Source organism: Devosia marina (genome assembly GCF_009758415.1).
Taxonomy (GTDB): Bacteria; Pseudomonadota; Alphaproteobacteria; order Rhizobiales; family Devosiaceae; genus Devosia; species Devosia marina.
This window is the reverse complement of record NZ_WQRF01000002.1, coordinates 239,557-260,023: the sequence shown is the minus strand read 5'-3', so window position 1 is coordinate 260,023 and position 20,467 is coordinate 239,557. Positions and strand designations below refer to the sequence as shown.

Genomic DNA, 20,467 nt, shown 5'->3' with positions numbered 1-20,467 from the left:
AATGTGTTAACAAGGTCGCCGCATATGGTTAACCAAAGTTTGAGACGCGTAGGGGGCAGGCGATGAGTGAGGCGCAAAGGGACTATTTCATCGCCGGCACCAGGTTCGAAGCCCCGCCCCTGGCGCCGGGCCTTTATGTCGTCGCCACCCCCATCGGCAACCTGCGCGACATCACCCTGCGGGCGCTGGAAACCCTGGCCGCCGCCGAGCTGGTGCTGTGCGAAGATACGCGCACCTCGGCCAAACTGCTCGACCATTACGGCATCAAGGGCCGGCGCCAGGCGCTGCACGAGCACAATGAGCGCGACAAGGCAGAGGCGATCGCATCGCGCGTGGCGGCGGGAGCGGCCATTGCCCTGATTTCCGATGCGGGCACCCCCCTGCTCTCCGACCCCGGTTTTCCGCTGATCCGGACGCTGGCCGAACAGACCCTCCCGGTCTTTCCCATCCCCGGTGCTTCGGCGCTGCTCTCGGCGCTGGTGGTGGTCGGCCTGCCCACCGACGCCTTCACCTTTCACGGCTTCCTGCCGCCCAAGGCGGGCGCTCGGACCAATGCACTTGAAAAACTCAAGGATTCACGTGAAACGCTGGTGTTCTATGAATCGCCCAGGCGCCTCGCCGCCTGCCTAGCCAGCATGCGCGATGTGCTGGGCAACCGGCAGGCCGCCGTCTCGCTTGAATTGACCAAGCGCTTCGAGCGCACCTTCCGGGGCCCGCTCGCCGAATTGGCCGGCCAATTCAGCGAGGAGAGCACCAAGGGCGAAGCCGTCATTGTCGTGGCGGGCGCCGCCGAACCCGCCGCGCCCGACACCGCTGATTGGCAGGCGGCATTGGTCGAAGCCATGTCTGAGCAACCGCTGCGCGCCGCGGTCGATGAGATTGCCGCGCGCTTCAGCCTCAAGCGCAAGGAAGTTTACGATGCCGCGCTCGCCCTCAAGAACGCCCAGTAGGAAGCGGGTCAAGGCCGAGCGCCGCGGTCATCGCGGCGAAGCGCTGGCGGCGCTGTTCCTGCAATTCAAATTCTATCGGTTGCGCGACCGTCGCTTCAAAACGCCAGTGGGCGAAATCGACCTAGTGGTCGAAAAGAGTGGCACTATCGCCTTTGTCGAGGTCAAGGCACGCGCCCGGGACGCTGACGAATATCTTACCCATGCCGCCATCAACCGTCAGCGGATCACGCGTGCCGCGCAATATTGGCTCGTCCGACACCCGGCGGAAAGCGGCAAGGATTTGCGTTTCGACGTGATTCTGCTTGCACCGGGTCGCTGGCCACGCCATCTCATCAACGCCTTTCCTGCAGCGTGAGAATGACCATGTCGCTTAAAGTCGCCGTCCAGATGGACCATGTCGCAACCATCAACCCGACCGGCGATTCGACCTTCGCCATGATGCTCGAGGCGCAGGCGCGCGGGCATGAGCTGCTGCATTACACACCCGATACGCTCTCGCTCAAGGGCGATGTGGTGAGCGCGCTGGCCCAGCCGATCACGGTGACCGACGCAGAAAAAGGCAGGCACTTCACCCTGGGCGAAGCGGCGCGGGTGGATCTTTCCACCCAGGACGTGGTGCTGATGCGCCAGGACCCGCCCTTCGACATGAACTATATCACGCTCACCCATCTGCTCGAGCGCATCCATCCCAAGACCCTGGTGGTCAACCCGCCCGCCGCGGTGCGCAATGCCCCCGAAAAGATCCTCGTCACCGATTTCCCCGAGCTGATGCCGCCGACGCTGGTGACGCGCGACCGGTCCGAAATCCAGGCCTTCCGGCGCGAGCACGGCAATATCATCGTCAAGCCGCTTTACGGAAATGGCGGGGCCGGCGTGTTCTTCATCCAGGAAGGCGACCACAATCTGGCCAGCCTGCTCGAATTGTTCGAGCAGAACTATCGCGAACCCTTCATGGTGCAGCGCTACCTCCCCGATGTGCGCCAGGGCGACAAGCGCATCATCATCATCGATGGCGAACCGGTCATGGGCCTTAATCGCATCCCGGCCGACGGCGAGGCACGCTCCAACATGCATGTCGGCGGACGCCCGGAACTCTCTCCGCTCACCGAGCGCGAACAGGAAATCTGCGCTGCTATCGCCCCGGCGCTCAAGGAGCGGGACATGATCTTTGTTGGCATTGACGTGATCGGCGGCTATCTCACCGAGATCAACGTCACCTCCCCCACCGGTATCCGCGAAATCAAGCGCTTCGGCGGCCCGGACATTGCCGTTCTGATCTGGGACGCGATCGAGAAGCGGCGGGCGTAGCGCCGGTTTGTTCCGGCAACCATTCACCTGTTGAACGACATCGAAACAGGAGGCCGAATCGATGTTAAAGCCGGTCGTCTACACAGATCATGCAAACACCGTGTTGCTTGACCGTGGCCTGAATCCCGCCTCGGTCGAAAGAGTTCTTCGCGAACCGCAGTGGATTGAACCGGACCGCATCGACCCGGCCGTAGTTCGTTACTTTGGCGCCGTTCCGGAACGTGATGGCCGCTATCTTCGTGTTGCCGCAGTGGAAACGCCCGTCAATTTCCGTATAGCATCTGTGTTTCTGGATCGCCGTGCGAGGCCAAAATGAACAAGCCGACAGTGGCGTATGACCCGGAGGCGGATGCCGCCTATATTCGCTTCTCTTCCGGCCTGGTCGAAGAGAGTGAAGAAGTCTCGCCCGGCATTGTCCTCGACTATGACAAAGAGCGGCACATTGTTGGCATGGAAGTGCTGCAGGCCCGTAAACAATTGTCCCCCGACATGCTGGTTGAAGCCGCCTGACACATTTGCTCAAGCCAGCAAAATGCCCTAGTGCTGTCGCCTGGGCTGGGGAGCTTGCATGAACACCTTTCTCGTCGCATTCGCCACGCTGTTCGCCACCGTTGGTGTGGCCGATATCGCCTTCATCTTTGCCGCTCTGACCAAGGACAACAGCCCGGCCCAGCGCCGCACCTTTGCCACGCGCGGCGTGTTGATCGCGCTGGCGATCCTGTTGTTCTTCGCCGTGCTCGGCAATGCCATTCTCGATGTGTTCGGCATCACCATTCCCGCCCTGCGCACCGCCGGCGGCGTGCTCCTGCTGCTGATCGCCATCGACATGGTATTTGCCCGCCATTCGGGCGGCACCGGGACGACGGACGAAGAAGAACGCGAAGCGCGCCAGAGCCAGGATATTTCAGTGTTTCCTCTGGCCATGCCGCTGATGGCCGGACCCGGTGCAATCTCCGCCGTTATCCTTTTGACCACCGGCGCAACCACCGATCTCGAATTTTGGCTGGTGCTGGCGGCCATCGTGGTGATCCTGGCCTTGTGCTGGCTGACCCTTCTCATTGCCATCCCGATCCAGCGCCTGCTCGGCCTCACCGGTCTGTCGGTGGTGTCCCGCGTTGTCGGTATTCTGCTCGCCGCTCTCGCGGTGCAATTTGTCTTCGATGGCATCAAGGCCAGTGGCCTGTTGGGCGGCTGAGCGGCCAATGCCGCAAATTTGCTGAAAATTGTCGACGTTAAGCAAGTCTTAACGCTGTGATTGCACCGTGACGCATCCGGACGCAGGAATAGCGCAGTTCTACGGACAGGGATTATTCCATATGCGTCTTGCTGCTGCCCTGGCTTTGCTGATTTTCGCCATCATGGCCACAAGCGTGGCCGGAACCGGTGTCGTCCGCTCCGAAATGCTCACCCCGATCACCGCCACGCTCTAGCGCGCGCTGTTCAGTGGTTCGGCTTCGCTCTGCGGTGACACACCAACACCGAAGGCATCGACACGGCCGACCGGTGCCTCAAACAGCTTCTCAAGCGGAAATGCGGCAGGGGCGCTGATCGGAGCACCGGCCGTCAGCAGTTCGCCGGCCCGTTTCGGCGCCCGGCCCAGCGGCATCACCGTTCCGGCCACTTCTAGCAGCCGGATCTGCCCCAGACCCTGGAAGGGCGGGCGCAGCAAGGTTGCTGCATCGGTCCCTTGCAGCGGATCGACCACGGCCACGCTCACCCGGCCCCCGCGATAAAAGCTGCGCATCGCCTGGCTGATATAGAAGGCCAGCTTGTCCGAGCCGGCCGCAGAAAAATGGATGCCGTCATCCTTGCGCATGCGCGCATTCTGCCCGTTCACATCTGGACCGTGGGAGGTGTATTTCCCCTCCTCATCGGCGAAGCGATCAAAAATATCGAGATACTCAGCGCCCCCGGAAAATGCTGCCAGCCGGTGCAAGGCGCTGATCTGGCTGATCGCCGCCGAATACTGGCTACGCGACATGGGTGGCATGCCCATCCAGATCACTGGTTTGCGCTCCGCCCGCAACTGCTCGAGAAACCTGTTGAGCCGGGCCTGATAGGCACTGGTCCAGCCCTCGCTCAGCGGCTCGTAGGATTGGCCGCCGGTGTTGAGAGCCTGATTGTCATTGATGCCGATGATCACCACCGCCAGATCGAAGCTGTCCGCTGCAAGCTGTTCGGCCAGGGCCGCATTCCAGTCGAAATAATCATCCCGTACGAAGCCGGATGAACTGACCCCCTGCCCGACAACGATCAGGTTGGGATCTTCGGCGTAAAAGCGCTCCAGCGCCTTGGCCAGGTCAATGGCCAGCGAATCGCCGAATACGGCCAGGCGCGTGGCGTCCTCTGCCTTGTCGATGGCGGGTTTGGGTGGCGGCAGGGCAGCGGCCGGTGCTGGCTCGGCCTGCTGGCGTGGCGGGGTCTGGCGCACCTGCGGGGCGGGTGCTGGCTCTTCGCCAAACAGCAGATCGAACAATGTGCGGCGGCGCGGCTGCTCGGCCTGGGCTACCAGCATGCGGTCTTCCGTGAGCGGCTGCGCCCAGGCCGGGCCGAAATCGGCCAGGATGACGAAACTCACCAGGAGACACAGGACGAACCGTTTCATACCCATTTCCGCAAAGCTGCGATTGCCGCCTTTTACCACCAGCGCCCGGTCCTGACCACGCCGCTCGCCACCCCGTTACCTCACCGCGGCGCTTAAGGACTCAAAGGCGGCGCGGGTGACGAAGCCATCGGCAATCTCGCCGCGCTGCGCCTGGAACCTGGCATAGGCCGCCTGGGTGATCGGGCCGATGCGGCCATCCACCGCCCCGTCATAATGGCCTAATTGTTTCAGCGCCTGCTGAATGGCTTGGCGCTGCGCCAGATCGGGAAATTGCGTATTGCGCGGCCATGGCGTGACGAACGGCCCGCCGCCCTTGAGCCGGTCGGTCAGATGCGCCACCGCCATGGCGTAGCTGTCGGAGAAATTATAGCCCTTGAACACCAGATAATTGGCGGTCATCAGGAATTTCGGGCCACTCCGGCCGGCCGGCACATAGAGAAAGACCGGAGTGGACAGATCGGCAAACTGCCGGTTGGACACGCGGACAATGCCACGCTCGGCAAAGAAGGATATGGGCCGCAATTGCTCGCGGCTCGCCAGCAGATAGTCGAAACTGTCCGGCACCACAACCTCAAAACCCCAATCGAGCCCAGGCTGGTAGCCCAGCCGGCGCAGATAGATCGCGCTGGTGACCAGGGCATCGGCGAGGGAAGCGTGCAGGTCGACACGGCCGTCGCCATCCCCGTCGGTGCCATGCGCCAGCACATTGGATGGGTTGACCTGCAAATGCCCCATCGCCCCGGCCCAGGAGCCCACCGGCGACACCCCGCCATTGGCCGCTGCCAGTTTCAGCGCAGCGATGAAATCGGCCTTGTCCTCGACAAACCGGCTGCGCCGCTGCCAGGCGACGGTGGCCAGCGAGCGCACAATGGGCCGGATCAGATTGTCATTGGACAGCACGGCACCGTAATCGGTTTCCATGCCCCAGATGGCGCCGAGCACATAGGGGTCGACACCATAGGCCTGGCTCACTGCCGCAAACAGTTCTGCCTGGCGCGCCATGGCGGTTTTGCCGCGCTCGATGCGACCAGAGGAGATCCGGCTATCGAGATAGTCCCAAATCGGGGTGGTGAATTCGGGCTGCGTCTCAACCAGGTTGGGCACCCGCGGATCGGGGGTCAAGCCCGATATTATGCTGTCATAGAAAACGCCATTGACGCCTGCTGCAACCGCTTCGCTGCGAAAATCGCCCAGGAACGCCTCAAAACGCTCCGTCGGCTGGGCGTGAACCGGCACCATCAGCGCCAGCCAGGTCAGAACCACCAGCCGGGTGAGCATCGCGCTTCTCCTAGCGATTGCGGGTCATCAGATGCCGCTCCCAGTTGAAGGCGGTATCGACGATTTCCTCAAGGTCGTCATGCTGCGGCACCCAGCCCAGCATTTGCCGCACCTTTTCGCCCGTGGCGGTGATCGAGGCCGGGTCGCCAGCGCGGCGCGGGCCTTCATCGGCGCGGAAATCGACTCCGGAGACCTTGCGCACCGTGTCCACCACCTCGCGCACCGAATAGCCCCTGCCATAGGCGCAATTGAGCGTGGTGCTCTCGCCCCCGCCGCGCAGATGCTTGAGCAGCAGCGCATGGGCGGCAATCAGGTCGGTGACATGGATATAGTCACGCACGCAGGTGCCGTCGGGCGTTTCATAATCGGTGCCGAAAATGTCCATCTTTTCGCGCTGTCCCAGCGCCGCCTGGCAGGCAACCTTGATCAGATGGGTGGCCTCGGGTGTGGACTGACCCGAGCGCTTCTGCGGGTCGGCCCCAGCCACATTGAAATAGCGCAACACGCCATAGGTGATGTCATGGGCCGCCGCCACATCGGCCAGCATCCACTCGGTCATCAGCTTGGACCGGCCGTAGGGTGACATCGGATTGAGAGGGGTCTCTTCCACCACCGGATCCAGCCCGGTCATGCCGTAAACAGCGGCGGTGGAGGAGAAAATGAAGTGCTTTACCCCGCCCTTGACAGCCGCTTCGATCAGATTGCGCGAGGTGGCAGTGTTGTTGCCGTAATATTTCAGCGGGTTGACCACCGATTCGGGCACCACGATCGACCCGGCAAAATGAATGATCTCGGTAATGGCATGCTTTTCGATCAATCCAAGCACATGCTCGGTGTCCCCGGCATCGCCGGTTTCGAAAATCGCGCGCCCGTCAATCGCCCAGTCGAAGCCGGTGACCAGATTGTCCAGCACGACGATTTTTTCGCCCGCATCGGCCAGATTGAGCACCATATGGCTCCCGATATAGCCGGCGCCCCCGGTAACCAATACTGTCATTTATCGCTAACTCCCGGCATCACAACGCTATTTGGTTGCAACATTATGTGGCAGATGTTGATTTAGCTTTACGCCGACTACCCTTCGAATGCCACTCAGGAGAGCATCGCGTGTCCAAACGTGTCCGTACAGCCGTCTTTCCCGTCGCAGGTCTGGGAACCCGCTTTCTGCCAGCAACCAAGGCCATGCCCAAGGAAATGCTGACGGTCGTGGACCGGCCGCTGATCCAATATGCGGTGGACGAGGCCCGCGAGGCCGGCATCGAGCACTTCGTCTTCGTCACCGGCCGCAACAAGGGCGTTATCGAGGACCATTTCGACCGCCAGTTCGAACTCGAGGCGACGCTGGAAAGCCGCGGCAAGACCGAGGCGCTTGAGGACTTGCAACAGGACCTGCCGTCGGCGGGCCGCACCAGCTTTACCCGCCAGCAGGAGCCGCTTGGCCTGGGCCATGCAGTCTGGTGCGCCCGTGACATTGTGGGCGATCAACCCTTTGCCCTGCTGCTGCCGGACATGATCTTCAAGGCCAAGCCGGGCGTTCTCAAGCAGATGATGGACGCCTATGAGGAACGCGCCGGCAATATCATCGGCGTGGAGGAATGCGCCTGGGAGGATGTGTCCTCCTATGGTGTGGTGGTGCGCGGCGATGGGCCGGACGAGGGCTTTGCCATCAATGGCATGGTGGAAAAGCCCAATCGCGACGAGGCGCCCTCAAACCTGTTCATCTCCGGCCGCTACATCCTGCAGCCCGAAATCTTTGACCTGCTGGCCGAGCAGACCCGCGGGGCTGGCGATGAAATCCAGCTCACTGACGCCATGCAGACCCTGATGGGCCAGCAACGCTTCACCGGGGTGAAGTATGAGGGCAAGGTGTTTGATTGCGGCTCCAAGCTGGGCTTTCTGACCGCCAATGTGGTCTTTGCCCTGGACCGCCCCGACATCCGCCCCGGCTTTGTTGAGGAATTGCGCAAGCTCGATCTGGAAGACCAGCTCTAGCCGTTTCGGTCAGCGTCGCACCGTCACGCCAAGGCTGACGGTGTGGCTCTCGAGCACCCCGCTCGCACTGTTGTCGCGATGCGCATAGCCATAATCGGCCGAAACGGCGGTATGGGCATTGACCTTGTAGTCCGCGCCGATGCCGGCGCCATGACGCTGTTCAGTTTCCGTGCTGCCTTCGAGCCAGGATCGGGCCCAGTCGGCTGATGCACGCAGGCGCAACCAGGAATTGACGGTGTAGTCGAGGCTCGCCGTGGCGGTATGGGCGACCCTGGCCGTGCCTGTGCTGTCCGTGCCCGTGGGCTCCACCGTGGTGGCCAGGGCGGCCGTCAGGTTCAGCGTGGGGTCGGGCGAATAGGTGATGCTGGCGTCATAAAGCCGCGTGGTGATGTCGCTCAGGTTTCCATTGTCAAAATCCTGCTGGCCGATGCCCACCGATGCGCTGGCCGAGAGGAGACCGTTCCACTGTCCGGCAAGGCCCGCCCGCAAGGTGCGGCTGGTGGCATCGGCCTTGACCCCGCCTGCCCCGGTTCCGTCATACCAGTCACGGCCCAGCCCGGCTTCGGTGAAAACCTCGATGATTGGGGTGACTTGCAGGCCGAGGCGCAGCGTTGCGTCGCCCTCCCAGACATTGCGGCCTGAATTGTCGGAGACGCCGCTATCGCTGCGCGTGGTGGGTCCATAAACGGTGCGGGCGATGGCGCCATCAAGCCCCAGATTGAACTTGCCGAACTGCCGGTCAATACCGCCATCAAGCTGGCCGGAGACGCTGAGGGGCGGTTCGATGATGACTGGATCGAGCCCGGGCGCCGACGGCAGATCACGCGACAGGCTCAGGCTGGCTCCGCCGCTGGCCGTGGTGTCGCGATCAAGCCGGGTGGTGGCGGAAAAATCAAGATCAAGCCGGGTGACGCCCAGTGTGCCGTCGGTGTCGCGGGCCAGCTCGGCATCGCCCTCCAGCACAAGATCAGTGCGCATACCCTGGCGGGTCGCCGAGACTGCCGGATTGAGCGTGGTGAGGAAGCGCTCGCCGCTGGTGGTATTGCTGTAACTGCCCTTGAGGCCAAGCGACCAGTCGATTTCGAGCGGCGGATGCCCCGGCTCGTTCGGTACCGCAAATTCCTCCGGCACCGGCGCCGAAGGATAGAGGCCGGGTGCCAGCCGGTCTTCGCGCAGGCTGGTTTCATCAATGATCAGGGGATCAGCCAGCGCCGGACCGGCCAGAACTGTGCTGGCCAGCAACACTCGCAACGCTGTCAGGTCGTGCCGGGCCAAGTCCCGCTCCGCAGATCAAGCCGGCAGGCATGGGCAAGCCGGATCAGGCCCATGGGGCCGGGTCCCGATCTTTGCATTTTGTGGTTAATGAAACCTTGCGGGATAGTGCCTAGGCCGGCTCGACTTTCAGCACCGCACCATCGGCGCCAATGATGCGCACGCGCTGCCCGGCGGGAAGGTCGGGGCCGCTCACGCGCCATTTGGTATCGCCCATGGTCAGGCGCCCGAAGCCGTCGACAATGGGTTGATCGAGCACCACTTCACGCCCCATGAAATGCTCGGTGCGCTGGTTGAGCAAGGGCCGGTCGGTCTGCGTGGCGCGATTTCTGGTCAGTCGCACCCAGGCATAGATGGAAACCAGCGAAAGCACCCCGAAGACCAACCATTGCAGCGGCCAGGCCAGCGGCTGGAACAGAGTGACGATGCCGGTCAGAATGCCGGCAATGCCCATCCAGAGCAGGAAGCCGCCGGGCAGCACCAGCTCGAGGGCCAGCAGGACCAGCCCGGCCACGATCCAGCTCCAGGGTCCGTTTTCGACCAGGAAATTGACGATCTCCATAACGCGCTCCCATCAGTCCTGCGCGGGAGGCGGCGCTGCGGACGGTGCGCTGGCGGGCGGGCGGCTGGTTGCGCGCGGCTGCACCGGCTTTTCCGCGCCAAAGGTTTCCCGGGCAATCTCGGCAATGCCGCCAATGGCCCCGATCACGCTGGACGCTTCGACCGGCAGCATCAGCAGCTTCTGGTTGGGCGAAGTGGCCACTTTTTCCAGCGCCTTGATGTAATTGTTGGCCACGAAATAGTTGATTGCCTGCACATTGCCCGCGGCAATGGCTTCGGACACCAATTGAGTTGCCTTGGCTTCTGCCTCTGCGGCGCGCTCTCGGGCCTCGGCATCGCGGAAGGCCGCTTCGCGGCGGCCCTCGGCCTCCAGCACCTGGGCCTGTTTTTCGCCCTCGGCCTTGAGAATGGCGGCCTGCCGCCGGCCTTCGGCTTCCAGAATCGTGGCGCGTTTCTCACGCTCGGCTTTCATCTGCCGGCCCATCGAATCCACCAGATCACTGGGCGGGTCGATATCCTTGATTTCGATACGGGTGATTTTGACACCCCAGGGCGAGACGGCCGCATCGACCACCCGCAATACGCGGTCATTGATCTCGTCGCGATTGGAGAGCAGGGAATCGAGGTCCATCGAGCCCATGACCGAGCGGATATTGGTCATGGTCAGGTTCAGAATGGCGTGTTCGAGATTGGTCACCTCATAGGCGGCCGAGGCGGCATCCAGGATCTGGTAGAAGGTCACGCCATTGGCGGTCACCGTCGCATTATCGCGCGTGATGACCTCCTGGTGGGGAACGTCCAGCACCTGCTCCATGACGTTGATCTTCTTGCCGATCACATCGATGAACGGCACGATCAGATTGAGGCCGGGCTTGAGCGTGCGGGTATATTTGCCGAACCGCTCAATGGTGAAATTATAGCCCTGCGGCACGGTCTTGGCGCCGGCAAACAGCACCAGCACCAGCAATATGCCTAGCCCGATCAGCGTGATGCTGAGACCGTCCAGCCCCAAATCGTTGAGAAAGCCCATCGGCCCAGCCCTCCATGCCCAACTCGCCGCGCAACTTTATGCGGCGACAAGCCGGTTGGGTAGCGCCAAATCGCCCCCTATTTTGAGGGCAGACAGCGTCCAGTTGCCCGCAGCGCGGCAATGGCGCGCGGATCGCAGCCGGTATGCAGGAACATCAGCCAGTCCTCGGTGCTGCCGTAGAACGCGTTCCGGTCGACTTCGCCGCGCACGCCCGGCACCACGCCGGTCTGGGTATATTGCCAGAAGGTCCAAGGCCGGTTCTCATAGCGCTCATGCGGCTCGGCGGCGGTCGAACGCAGCCAGAAGGCATTGGGGAAATATTCGCCGGCCAGAATGTCGCGATGGAAATTTATGTCGGTATAGATGATCGGCAGCTTGCCGCTATGGCGCTCCATGACGTCGAGCATCAGCCGGATCTTCTCCAGTGCGTCAGCCTTGTTCGGTTTGACCTTGCAGCTCGAATGATTGTTCCATTCGAGGTCCAGCACCGGTGGCAGGGCGCTTGGATCGTAGGGCACGTTCTGGGTGAACCAGGCCGCCTGCTCTGAGGCCAGCGAACACCAGGTCATGAAGTGATAGGCGCCGCGCGGCATGCCCGCATCGCGCGCCCGCTGCCAGTTGAGGCGGAAATTGGGGTCGATATAGTCCTTGCCCTCGGTGGCCTTCATGAACACGAAATGCGTGCCGGCCGCACGCGCCCGGGCAAAATCCACATTCTCCTGATAGCGCGCTACATCGATCCCCTGGATCGGCATGGACCGCGCCCGGTCGACGCCCGAATGCGGCCGGTTGTCACCGGGAATGGCGTTGTAGAGACCACCCATGCTGCCACAGGCAGCCAAGGCCACCACGGCGAGGCTCATCACGGCGCCGCGCAACGCGGCGGAGGCAGAGCGGGACAGGGACAGGACCATTCTGGAAAACACCCAAACGCAACTAGGACAATTCCATCTTGAATCAACATGGGCCGGTTAATGGAGTTTTAGGGTAACCAGTGTGGCAGCGCCTATGGTTAACAGGCCATCTTCCGTTCGCTCTTCGTTCTTGCTGGGTGGTTAACGATCTGCTAGCGTCAGGCCCGGCATTTGGGGGCAAGGGCCGATGGTCACCCGCGTAACGACTGTGGCGTTTCAGGGCATAGAGGCCGTTCCGGTCGATGTGCAGGCCCATATTGCGCCCGGCCTGGCCGCGCTGGTGCTGGTCGGCCTGCCCGACAAGGCGGTGCGCGAAAGCGGCGAACGGGTGCGCGCGGCCCTCACCGCGTCCGGGCTCGGCCTGCCGCCCAAGCGCATTACCATCAATCTGGCGCCTGCAGATCTGCCCAAGGAAGGCAGCCATTATGACCTGCCCATCGCGCTCGCTCTGATGGGCGCGCTGGGCGCCATCCCGCAGGATGCGCTCGAGGGCTATATGGCGCTGGGCGAACTGGGGCTCGACGGGCGCCTTGCCCATGTCGGCGGCGTTTTACCCGCCGCCATGGCCGCCAGTGCCAAGGGCATGGGCATTATCTGTCCGCGGGCCTCCGGCGCGGAAGCTGCCTGGGCCGGGGAGGATGTCGACATCATTGCTGTGGACAGCCTGGTCGCACTGGCCAATCATCTGACCGGCCATCAATTGCAGGCACGCCCCCAGCCGGTCCGTCAATTGATCGCGCCCGGCGACCTGCCCGACCTTGCCGATGTGCGCGGCCAGGCTGTGGCGCGGCGCGCGCTCGAAGTCGCCGCGGCCGGCGGGCACAATATGCTCATGGTTGGGCCGCCGGGCGCAGGAAAGTCCATGCTGGCCGCGCGCCTGCCCTCAATTCTCCCGCCTCTTTCCGCCCGCGAACTGCTCGACATTTCGATGATCCAGTCCATCGCCGGGGAGCTGGCTGGTGGCGCCCTGTCTGACCGGCGCCCGTTTCGCGCGCCCCATCACTCCGCCTCCATGGCTGCTTTGGTGGGCGGGGGCCTGAAAGTGCGGCCCGGCGAAGCCAGCCTGGCGCATAATGGCGTGCTGTTTCTCGATGAACTGCCCGAATTTGCGCCCAATGTGCTCGACAGCCTGCGCCAGCCGCTCGAAAGCGGCGAGACAGTGATTGCCCGGGCCAATGCGCGGGTTTCCTATCCCTCGCGGTTCCAGCTCATTGCGGCCATGAACCCTTGCAAATGCGGCATGGCCGGCACGCCGGGCCATAGTTGCAAGCGCGGTGCGGCCTGTGCAGGCGACTATCAGGCGCGGGTTTCCGGCCCCTTCCTCGACCGCATCGACATCCGCATCGATGTACCGGCGGTGAGCGCAGTCGACATGATCGGGTCTGCGGGCGTGGTGGAAAGCTCGGCCGATGTTGCCAAACGTGTTGCCACCGCGCGGGAGCGGCAACACCGGCGCTTTGCCGATGCGGGTCATGGTCACATCCTCACCAATGCGTCGGCCCCGGCCGCCCTCATCGAAAAACTGGTCGAGCCCGATCGCGAGAGCCAGTCCTTGCTGCTCCAGGCCGCTGAGCGGTTCAATCTTTCGGCCCGCGCCTATCACCGCGTGCTCAAGGTGGCGCGCACCCTTGCCGATCTGGCGGGCTCCGATAAGGTCGCCCGGCCCCATATTGCCGAAGCCCTGAGCTACCGGCTGAGCTTCGGGGCCGCTTGAGCGCGCGAGGACCCGATGAAACACCGCATTTCCGCCGGCGTGCTGGCGCTGCGCGATGACCGCGTCCTGCTGGTGCGCCACTTTCGGGCGAACAAACATGACTTCTGGGCGGGCCCCGGTGGCGGCGCGGAGGGCGCCGAAGAACTCTGCGAAGCGGCCGAGCGCGAGGCCTTTGAAGAGGCCGGCATCCGCGTCAAGCCGCGCGCCTTGGCCTATATCGACGAACTGGTCGATGATTGGGGCCGCATCGTCAAATTCTGGTTCCTCGCCGACTATATTTCGGGCGAGATCGATGTTTCGGCCAATCCTGCCGAGGGCGAGTCCATCAGCGAAGCAGGTTGGTTTGCACGCGAGACCCTGCCCCAGGGCCATGTCTTCCCCGAAGTCCTGCGCGACCGTTTCTGGGATGATCTGAAGACTGGCTTTCCGGCCCCGATCAAACTGCCCCTCAGGCAGTCAATCTTTTGAGCTCTGTGCATAAGTCTGTGGACAAATGTTCCACGTGAATCACGCTCAGCTCACCCGGCGATAGCCCCCCGGCACCCCTTCCGGTGAAAGCACGATCTGCCAGAGATTGATCTGCCGAGCGCGGAACAGGGCGGCGAAGACCGAGAGGTAATAGCGCCACATGCGGCGGAAGCGTTCGTCATAGCGTTGCGACAGCTCAGGCCATGCCGCATCGAACCGCGCGCGCCAGGCCAGCAGCGTCCGATCATAGTCGGCCCCGAAATTGTGCCAGTCCTCCATCACGAACAGGTCTTCCACGGCTGCCCCGATCTGGGCAATCGAAGGCAGCATGCCATTCGGAAAGATGTATTTTTCTGCCCAGGGGTCGCCATGGGTGGTTGAAACATTGCCGCCAATGCTGTGCAGCAGGAACAGGCCATCTGGCTTGAGCAGTGACCGTGCCTTGTCAAAATAGTCGCGGTAATTCTTGTAGCCGACATGTTCGAACATGCCGATCGAGACGATGCGATCGAACTGACCCTCAAGCGCAATATAGTCCATCAGCCGGGTTTCCACCGGCAGGCCCTGGCCGTGAGCATTGGCATAGTCGGCCTGTTCCTGGCTCACGGTGACGCCGAGCCCGGAAATGCCATAGCGCTCGGCGGCAAAATGCAGGAACCCACCCCAGCCCGAGCCGATATCGAGCACAGCCATTCCCGGCTCCAGCCCCAGCTTGCGGCAGATCAGGTCGAGCTTGGCGTCCTGTGCCGCCTCCAGCGTGTCGGCTTGTGCCCAATAGGCGCAGGAATAAACCATGCGCCTGTCCAGCATGGCTGCGTAGAGATCGTTGTCGAGATCGTAGTGCTTTTCGGCCACCTCGCGCACCCGCAGCCGCTGCATGTTGAGCAGGCGCGCCTTGAGCGTGCTGGCAATCAGCGGCAGGTCGCGGGGAAAGGTATCCTGGACCCGCGCCGCGGCAAGCTTGAACAACAGCGCGTCGAGCGGTTCGGCATCCCACCAGCCATCCATATAGCTTTCGCCCAGCCCCAGCGTGCCGTCCCGCAACAGGCGGGCGTATAGCCGCTCGTCATGGATTGTGACATCGGCATCCGGGCCAGGTCCGGTGACAATCCCGGCACGGTCGAGTTGATCCAGAACGAAACGTTTGGCGGCGTACGACATGAGCGACAAGGCGCAATGAGCTGGGAAGAAATCCTAGACCCATCGCGCTTTGCCGATCAAGCGGGACTTGGCTTAATGGAACTGCGCCGTTTCCGTGGATTCAGCCATCGCCGTGGTTGCGCTCTGGCCCTGGGTGACCGTCATGGAAATCGCGTCAAAATAGCTGGTGCCTACTTCGCGCTGGTGCCGAACAGCAGAGAAGCCGTGAGCTTCGGCGGCAAATTCGGCCTGCTGCAGGCGCGAATAGCCGGCCATGCCGTCCTGCTTGTAGCTGCGCGCCAGTTCGAACGTCGTCAGGCTCAGATTGTGGAAACCGGCCAAGGTGATGAACTGGTATTTGTAGCCCATGGCGGCAATCTCACGCTGGAATGCCGCCATTTCCGCCTCGCCCATATGCTTGGCCCAGTTAAAGCTCGGCGAACAGTTATAGGCCAGCATCTGGTCGGGATAGTCCTTGCGGATGCCTTCCGCGAATTTGCGCGCTTCCCCCAGATCCGGCTTGGAAGTCTCGCACCAGATCAGATCAGCATAGGGTGCGTAGGCCAGCCCTCGGGCAATCGCGCAATCCAGCCCGCCCTTGAGCCGGTAAAAGCCTTCGGCGGTGCGTTCGCCGGTGACGAAAGGCTTGTCATAATCGTCGATGTCGGACGTGATCAGCCGCGCCGCTTCCGCGTCGGTACGCGCCATGATCAGTGTTGGCACCCCCATGACGTCGGCCGCCAGCCGCGCCGCATTGAGCGTGCGCACGAACTGACTGGTCGGCACCAGCACCTTGCCACCCAGATGCCCGCATTTCTTTTCTGAAGCGAGCTGGTCCTCAAAATGCACGGCGGCAGCGCCGGCCTCGATCATGGCCTTCATCAATTCGAACACATTGAGCGCGCCGCCAAAGCCGGCCTCGGCATCGGCGATGATCGGCACGAAGAAGTCGTGATCGGTCGTGGCGATACCGTCGGCCCTTTCCATGGTCTGAATCTGGTCGGCCCGTTGCAGCGCCTTGTTGATCCGCTTGACCACCGTGGGCACACTGTCGACCGGATAAAGCGACTGGTCGGGATACATATTGCCCGAGGAATTGGCGTCGGCGGCCACCTGCCAGCCGGAAAGATAGATCGCCTTCAGCCCCGCCTTGACCTGCTGCACCGCCTGATTGCCTGTAAAGGTCCCCAGCGTTGGCACAAATTCCTCGCTGTGCAGCAATTGCCAAAGTTTTTTCGCCCCGTGTTCGGCCAGCGAATGGCGGATCGGCAGCGATCCGGCAAGCCGCACCACATCGGCCGGGGTGTAATTGCGGACAATATTGTCCCAGCGATCCGGCGCATAGTCCGGCGTCGGGAAATGTTCGGGATGGGCTGGTTTGTCGAGCATGTCGTCTCTCCTCAAAATGTTGACATGACGGAGCCGTTCCGCCGCACGGGCGGAAGGCAGTATGGATTCACGTGAAACTTCGAGCCGGCGGCTTGCCGCAAATTCGCTCCAGTGGAGCGAATTTAGTCGAGAAGGCCTCGAGAGCTGCGCTCGAGAGGCGGAGCCGGCGGCGATAGCCGAATGGGTCTGCAGCCTGATCTCTAAACTGCCGCGCGCCGGCAGAAGGTCGCGGCAATCATGCCGGCGCCGGAAAACAGCTCCTGGGCATCCTCGCCACCCACCAGGGTGAACTGGTGCCGGCCAATGCGGCCCGCGATGGAATAGCCCTGGGCAGCCAGGCCACGGGCCTTGAACTGCGCCATGGCCTCATTGGCGGTGGGGGCGATGATGGTGATGTATTCGTCGCGTTGCTCGGTGATGGGGGTCATTTCGAATTCTCCTCGCTCGATGTCTGTAAAGATTTGACAAATGGCGCAGACATGCAAGAAATAACCGCAGAAGCACCAGTAAACCTGTAAATCGCTGGTCAATTTCTGGACACAGAATTGTAAAGTCTGTAAAGTTCATGCGGAGGAAGACATGGTTGAAACAGCCGAAAGCCAGGTTGGCGGCCGCATCAAGCGGCTGCGGCGCCAGCGCCATCTCAATCAGGCCGACCTGGCCCAGGCGCTGGGCATCTCCTCGAGCTATCTCAACCTGATCGAGCACAATCGACGCAAACTTACCGTGCCGCTGCTGTTCTCCATTGCCGGCTATTTCGGTGTCGAACCGGGCGAGCTGGTCGATGGCGATGAAGGGCGGCTGGTCGGCGATCTGATGGAGGCTTTTGGTGATGACATCTTCGCCGATAGCGATGTGACCAATCTCGAAATCCGCGATCTGGCCCAGGCTAATCCGGCAGCGGCCCGTGCCGTGCTAAAACTTTATGACCGCTACCGGCTGGCAACGGCCGGGACGCCGGTTTCACGGAACCAAAACGAGGCGGAACCCTTCCACCTCGCCACCGACGCCATTTCGGACTTCCTGCAGGTCAATGCCAACCACTTTCCGGCCCTGGAAGAAGCGGCCGAACGTGTCCGCGCCGACATCGACAATGCCGGCGACAGTTTCGATGCGGCCATTCGCGCCTATCTGTTCAACGTCTTCGGGCTCGAGGTGCGGCTGGCCTCCCTGCCCCACAGCATCGCCCGCCAGCTCGATCCGGCGCGCCGTCACTTGCTGGTTTCGGACCTGCTGCCGCCCCAAACCGCCAACTTCCTGCTCGCCCAGCATCTCGGCCAGTTGGCGGCCGAAGCCGAGATCGGCGAGATTATCGCTCAGTCTGATTTGCCCGAAGGTGATGCGCCCCTGCTGGCGCGCAATGTGCTATCGGCCTATTTCGCCGCCGCGCTGATCATGCCCTATGCGCCCTTTCTCAGGGCCTGCCGCGACTATCGCTACGATATCGACCGGCTGGGGCGCCGCTTTGGTGCCAGCTTCGAACAGATCTGCCACCGCATGACCACGCTGCAACGCAAGGGTGCATCGGGCATTCCACTGCATCTCGTGCGCACCGATATCGCGGGCAATATCTCCAAGCGCTTCTCGCTTTCCGGCATTCACATTCCGCGCCACTCGGGCGCCTGCCCGCGCTGGAATGTCTATGCGGCGTTCCTCGCGCCCGAGCGCATCAATGTGCAATTGAGCCAGATGCCGGATGGGCAGCGCTATTTCTGCATTGCGCGCACTATCACCAAGGGTGACTACCGCTACAACGCGCCCCGCCGCTATCTCTCCATCGGGCTGGGCTGCGCGATTCACCATGCCAGGGAAATGATCTATTCGGACGGCATGGACCTCACATCGGACCTGCAGACCGTGCCGATAGGCGTCGGGTGCCGCATCTGCCCGCGCCTCGAATGCGGGCAAAGGGCGCATCCCCCAGCCGATCACCGCTTCCGCCTGGATGACAATATCCGCCCCGAAAGCCTTTATGCGCGCATGAGCTAGCGGTCGGAGCTAGCCTTCGCTCTCGTGAGTGCGCCGGTCCTGGTCCCAGCTCTGGCGCCACTCGCGCTCCAGAACTGCGCGGCGCTTGCCATAGCGCTCTTCGGTTATGGTCAGGCAGACAATCCGGTCGGTGCGGAAATTGCGAAAATCCTGGCGCAGCAGGCACCAGGCGGCAATGGTCTGCTTGCCCTCGTAAAAGGCCAGGCCCACCGGCCAGATCGTGCGGCTGGTCGGGCGCCCCTGCTCGTCTTCATAGTCAATGGTAACGGCCTTTTCCTGGCGCATGGCGAGGCGAATATCGCCCAGCACCGGAATAGGCTTGCGCTGCCCCCAAAGGGCCACCGGCCACAGCGCGGTATCGCTGATCCGGTCGCGCAGATCCTCCGGCGAAGCCGTGGCAATCTTGGCCAGCGCATTGCGCGCCGCCGCGCTCAAGCCATCATCGGGCTGGGTCTCCACCCAACGCGCGCCCAGCACCAGCGCTTCGAGCTCTTCTGGCGAAAACATCAGCGGCGGCAGGAAGAAGCCGGGCTTCAGCATATAGCCGACCCCTGCTTCCCCATCGATCGGCGCGCCCAGCCCGATAAGGGTCTGGATATCCCGATAGAGCGTGCGCACGGACACATTTTGCTCTTCGGCCAGCGCCGCAGCCGTAATCGGCCGCCGATGCCGCCGCAGCGCGTCCATGATCGAAAACAGCCGCTCGGTCTTGTCCATAGGCGTCCCTCCATCGTGGTCTCCTGCCAGCGTTACCGGCAGGACCATGCGCACTTGGGCTGACAGACCGCGTCAGCAACACCGAACAGATAGCGTCAGGCGATCTCGAATTCGCACCAATGGCTATAGGGCCGGTCGGGCGAATAGATGACATTGGGGAAATGCGGATTGTGCACAGCATCGGCAAAGGCCTGGTCTTCCAGGCAGAACCCCGAATGCTTGCCATAGCGCTTGCCATTGAGGCCCGGCACCGGCACCTCGGTCCAGACACCATTATAGACCTGCACGCCCGGCCGGTCGCTCCAGAGCTTGAGCGTCAGCACCTGGTCGGGTGAGACAACGCTGGCGATCGGATCGGCCAGCTTGCGGCCGGTATCGAGCACCATGCCGATATCATAATCAACCGGCGCCCCATTGGCGTCGCGCATGGTGCGCGGCTGGCGCAGGTCATAGATGGTGCTCTTTGAAGGCAGGATAGCCCCCGTGGGCGCCAGATCCGGGCCCAACTCGGTATAGGCCGAGGAATTGACCTGAATGCTGTGGTCGAGCACGTCATCGGTGGTGCCCAGGTTGAAATACTGGTGCTGTACCAGGCTGATCGGTGTGGCCCGGTCAGTAGTTGCGCTCAATTCGAGCCGCAGCCGATTGCCGTTGAGCGTATAGGTGGCGGCGAAATTGACATTGCCAGGATAACCCATGGCCCCGTCGGGCGAGAAATGGGTGAAACGCACCGCATTGTTGGCGCTGTCGATCTGGCCCTGCCACACCTGCCGTCCCAGCCCCTCTTCGCCACCATGTAGCTGCAAATCGCCCGCATTGGCCGACAATTGATAGGTCACACCATCAAGCTCGAAGCTGGCATTCTTGATCCGGTTGGCTACGCGCCCGGCCAGCGACCCGAAATGCGGGCTATGGGCGGGATAGGCCTCGAACTGGTCAAAACCCAGCACGACAGAGCGTTCACCTCCGGCCACCGGCACCCGCCAGTCGCGCACCACCACGCCATAGCCGATAATGTCGACACTGACCCCGGTATCGCTGGTCAGGCGGAATTGATCCACCCGCTGCCCGTTGTGCTCACCGAAACCTGAAACTGCGACTGCCATGGCGGTTGTCCCCTTCCCATCTGTTCGGCGCGGA

General features: G+C 62.5%; 22 protein-coding genes. 10 read left to right on the top strand and 12 right to left on the bottom strand.

Annotated elements, in window-relative coordinates; all coding sequences use genetic code 11:
- The first annotated feature begins 62 nt into the window (after positions 1–62).
- From rsmI to GO014_RS08940, 6 genes are all read left to right on the top strand, one after another.
- Positions 63–950, top strand: a complete 888-nt coding sequence (gene rsmI, locus GO014_RS08965) for a 16S rRNA (cytidine(1402)-2'-O)-methyltransferase (RefSeq protein ID WP_157290037.1) — start codon at positions 63–65, stop codon at positions 948–950.
- Positions 919–1,305: a YraN family protein gene (locus tag GO014_RS08960; RefSeq protein ID WP_157290036.1), complete on the top strand. Its 387-nt coding sequence runs from the start codon at positions 919–921 to the stop codon at positions 1,303–1,305. Before rsmI ends, GO014_RS08960 begins: the two co-directional genes overlap by 32 nt.
- 8 nt (positions 1,306–1,313) lie before the next feature.
- The gene (gshB, locus tag GO014_RS08955; RefSeq protein ID WP_157290358.1) at positions 1,314–2,258 is read left to right on the top strand and encodes a glutathione synthase; all 945 of its coding nucleotides are present in this window, start codon (positions 1,314–1,316) and stop codon (positions 2,256–2,258) included.
- Between the two features lie 61 nt (positions 2,259–2,319).
- Positions 2,320–2,574 carry a DUF4258 domain-containing protein gene (locus GO014_RS08950; RefSeq protein ID WP_157290035.1) on the top strand — a complete coding sequence of 85 codons (255 nt, stop codon included), beginning with the start codon at positions 2,320–2,322 and terminating at the stop codon, positions 2,572–2,574.
- Positions 2,571–2,768 carry a DUF2283 domain-containing protein gene (locus tag GO014_RS08945; RefSeq protein WP_157290034.1) on the top strand — a complete coding sequence of 66 codons (198 nt, stop codon included), beginning with the start codon at positions 2,571–2,573 and terminating at the stop codon, positions 2,766–2,768. The genes GO014_RS08950 and GO014_RS08945 overlap by 4 nt, the downstream gene beginning before the upstream one ends.
- 58 nt (positions 2,769–2,826) lie before the next feature.
- Complete coding sequence (locus GO014_RS08940; protein WP_157290033.1) at positions 2,827–3,453, top strand: MarC family protein; 627 nt, start codon at positions 2,827–2,829, stop codon at positions 3,451–3,453.
- Between the two features lie 231 nt (positions 3,454–3,684).
- Here the strand turns inward: GO014_RS08940 and GO014_RS08935 are convergent, their stop codons facing one another.
- The 3 genes from GO014_RS08935 to galE all read right to left on the bottom strand — a co-directional run bounded on the left by GO014_RS08935 (position 3,685) and on the right by galE (position 7,138).
- On the bottom strand, positions 3,685–4,863 hold the full coding sequence (locus GO014_RS08935) for an SGNH/GDSL hydrolase family protein (protein WP_157290032.1): 1,179 nt from the start codon (positions 4,861–4,863) through the stop codon (positions 3,685–3,687).
- A 75-nt stretch (positions 4,864–4,938) separates the two neighbouring features.
- Complete coding sequence (locus GO014_RS08930; protein ID WP_157290031.1) at positions 4,939–6,141, bottom strand: lytic murein transglycosylase; 1,203 nt, start codon at positions 6,139–6,141, stop codon at positions 4,939–4,941.
- Between the two features lie 10 nt (positions 6,142–6,151).
- Positions 6,152–7,138 carry a UDP-glucose 4-epimerase GalE gene (gene galE, locus GO014_RS08925; RefSeq protein WP_116587550.1) on the bottom strand — a complete coding sequence of 329 codons (987 nt, stop codon included), beginning with the start codon at positions 7,136–7,138 and terminating at the stop codon, positions 6,152–6,154.
- A gap of 110 nt (positions 7,139–7,248) precedes the next feature.
- On the opposite strand from galE, the gene galU reads away from it, so the two are divergent.
- Positions 7,249–8,133, top strand: coding sequence for a UTP--glucose-1-phosphate uridylyltransferase GalU (gene galU, locus GO014_RS08920; protein ID WP_343030874.1), 885 nt, complete (start codon positions 7,249–7,251; stop codon positions 8,131–8,133).
- 9 nt (positions 8,134–8,142) lie between these two features.
- Here the strand turns inward: galU and GO014_RS08915 are convergent, their stop codons facing one another.
- The 4 genes from GO014_RS08915 to GO014_RS08900 all read right to left on the bottom strand — a co-directional run bounded on the left by GO014_RS08915 (position 8,143) and on the right by GO014_RS08900 (position 11,910).
- On the bottom strand, positions 8,143–9,408 hold the full coding sequence (locus GO014_RS08915) for an outer membrane beta-barrel protein (RefSeq protein ID WP_157290029.1): 1,266 nt from the start codon (positions 9,406–9,408) through the stop codon (positions 8,143–8,145).
- Between the two features lie 109 nt (positions 9,409–9,517).
- The gene (locus tag GO014_RS08910; protein WP_116587553.1) at positions 9,518–9,967 is read right to left on the bottom strand and encodes an NfeD family protein; all 450 of its coding nucleotides are present in this window, start codon (positions 9,965–9,967) and stop codon (positions 9,518–9,520) included.
- Positions 9,968–9,979: 12 nt separating this feature from the next.
- Positions 9,980–10,972: an SPFH domain-containing protein gene (locus GO014_RS08905; RefSeq protein WP_211198461.1), complete on the bottom strand. Its 993-nt coding sequence runs from the start codon at positions 10,970–10,972 to the stop codon at positions 9,980–9,982.
- A 101-nt stretch (positions 10,973–11,073) separates the two neighbouring features.
- A complete protein-coding gene (locus tag GO014_RS08900; RefSeq protein ID WP_157290027.1) occupies positions 11,074–11,910 on the bottom strand; it encodes a glycoside hydrolase family 25 protein in 837 nt (278 codons plus the stop codon).
- A 187-nt stretch (positions 11,911–12,097) separates the two neighbouring features.
- On the opposite strand from GO014_RS08900, the gene GO014_RS08895 reads away from it, so the two are divergent.
- Together GO014_RS08895 and GO014_RS08890 are read left to right on the top strand one after the other, a co-directional pair.
- Positions 12,098–13,624, top strand: coding sequence for a YifB family Mg chelatase-like AAA ATPase (locus tag GO014_RS08895; protein ID WP_157290026.1), 1,527 nt, complete (start codon positions 12,098–12,100; stop codon positions 13,622–13,624).
- Positions 13,625–13,639: 15 nt separating this feature from the next.
- The gene (locus tag GO014_RS08890; protein WP_157290025.1) at positions 13,640–14,092 is read left to right on the top strand and encodes an NUDIX domain-containing protein; all 453 of its coding nucleotides are present in this window, start codon (positions 13,640–13,642) and stop codon (positions 14,090–14,092) included.
- Positions 14,093–14,137: 45 nt separating this feature from the next.
- Here GO014_RS08890 and cfa read toward each other — a convergent pair whose 3' ends face one another.
- From cfa to GO014_RS08875, 3 genes are all read right to left on the bottom strand, one after another.
- The gene (cfa, locus tag GO014_RS08885) at positions 14,138–15,253 is read right to left on the bottom strand and encodes a cyclopropane fatty acyl phospholipid synthase (protein ID WP_157290024.1); all 1,116 of its coding nucleotides are present in this window, start codon (positions 15,251–15,253) and stop codon (positions 14,138–14,140) included.
- 72 nt (positions 15,254–15,325) lie between these two features.
- Positions 15,326–16,621 carry an isocitrate lyase gene (aceA, locus tag GO014_RS08880; protein WP_157290023.1) on the bottom strand — a complete coding sequence of 432 codons (1,296 nt, stop codon included), beginning with the start codon at positions 16,619–16,621 and terminating at the stop codon, positions 15,326–15,328.
- A 200-nt stretch (positions 16,622–16,821) separates the two neighbouring features.
- Positions 16,822–17,049, bottom strand: coding sequence for a hypothetical protein (locus GO014_RS08875; RefSeq protein WP_116587636.1), 228 nt, complete (start codon positions 17,047–17,049; stop codon positions 16,822–16,824).
- A gap of 151 nt (positions 17,050–17,200) precedes the next feature.
- Here GO014_RS08875 and GO014_RS08870 point away from each other — a divergent pair, with 151 nt between their 5' ends.
- Positions 17,201–18,610 carry a helix-turn-helix domain-containing protein gene (locus GO014_RS08870; RefSeq protein ID WP_157290022.1) on the top strand — a complete coding sequence of 470 codons (1,410 nt, stop codon included), beginning with the start codon at positions 17,201–17,203 and terminating at the stop codon, positions 18,608–18,610.
- 9 nt (positions 18,611–18,619) lie between these two features.
- Here GO014_RS08870 and GO014_RS08865 read toward each other — a convergent pair whose 3' ends face one another.
- Both GO014_RS08865 and GO014_RS08860 read right to left on the bottom strand, forming a co-directional pair.
- Positions 18,620–19,327 carry a helix-turn-helix transcriptional regulator gene (locus tag GO014_RS08865; protein ID WP_116587638.1) on the bottom strand — a complete coding sequence of 236 codons (708 nt, stop codon included), beginning with the start codon at positions 19,325–19,327 and terminating at the stop codon, positions 18,620–18,622.
- Between the two features lie 95 nt (positions 19,328–19,422).
- Complete coding sequence (locus GO014_RS08860) at positions 19,423–20,433, bottom strand: aldose epimerase family protein (protein ID WP_157290021.1); 1,011 nt, start codon at positions 20,431–20,433, stop codon at positions 19,423–19,425.
- Between the last annotated feature and the right edge of the window lie 34 nt (positions 20,434–20,467).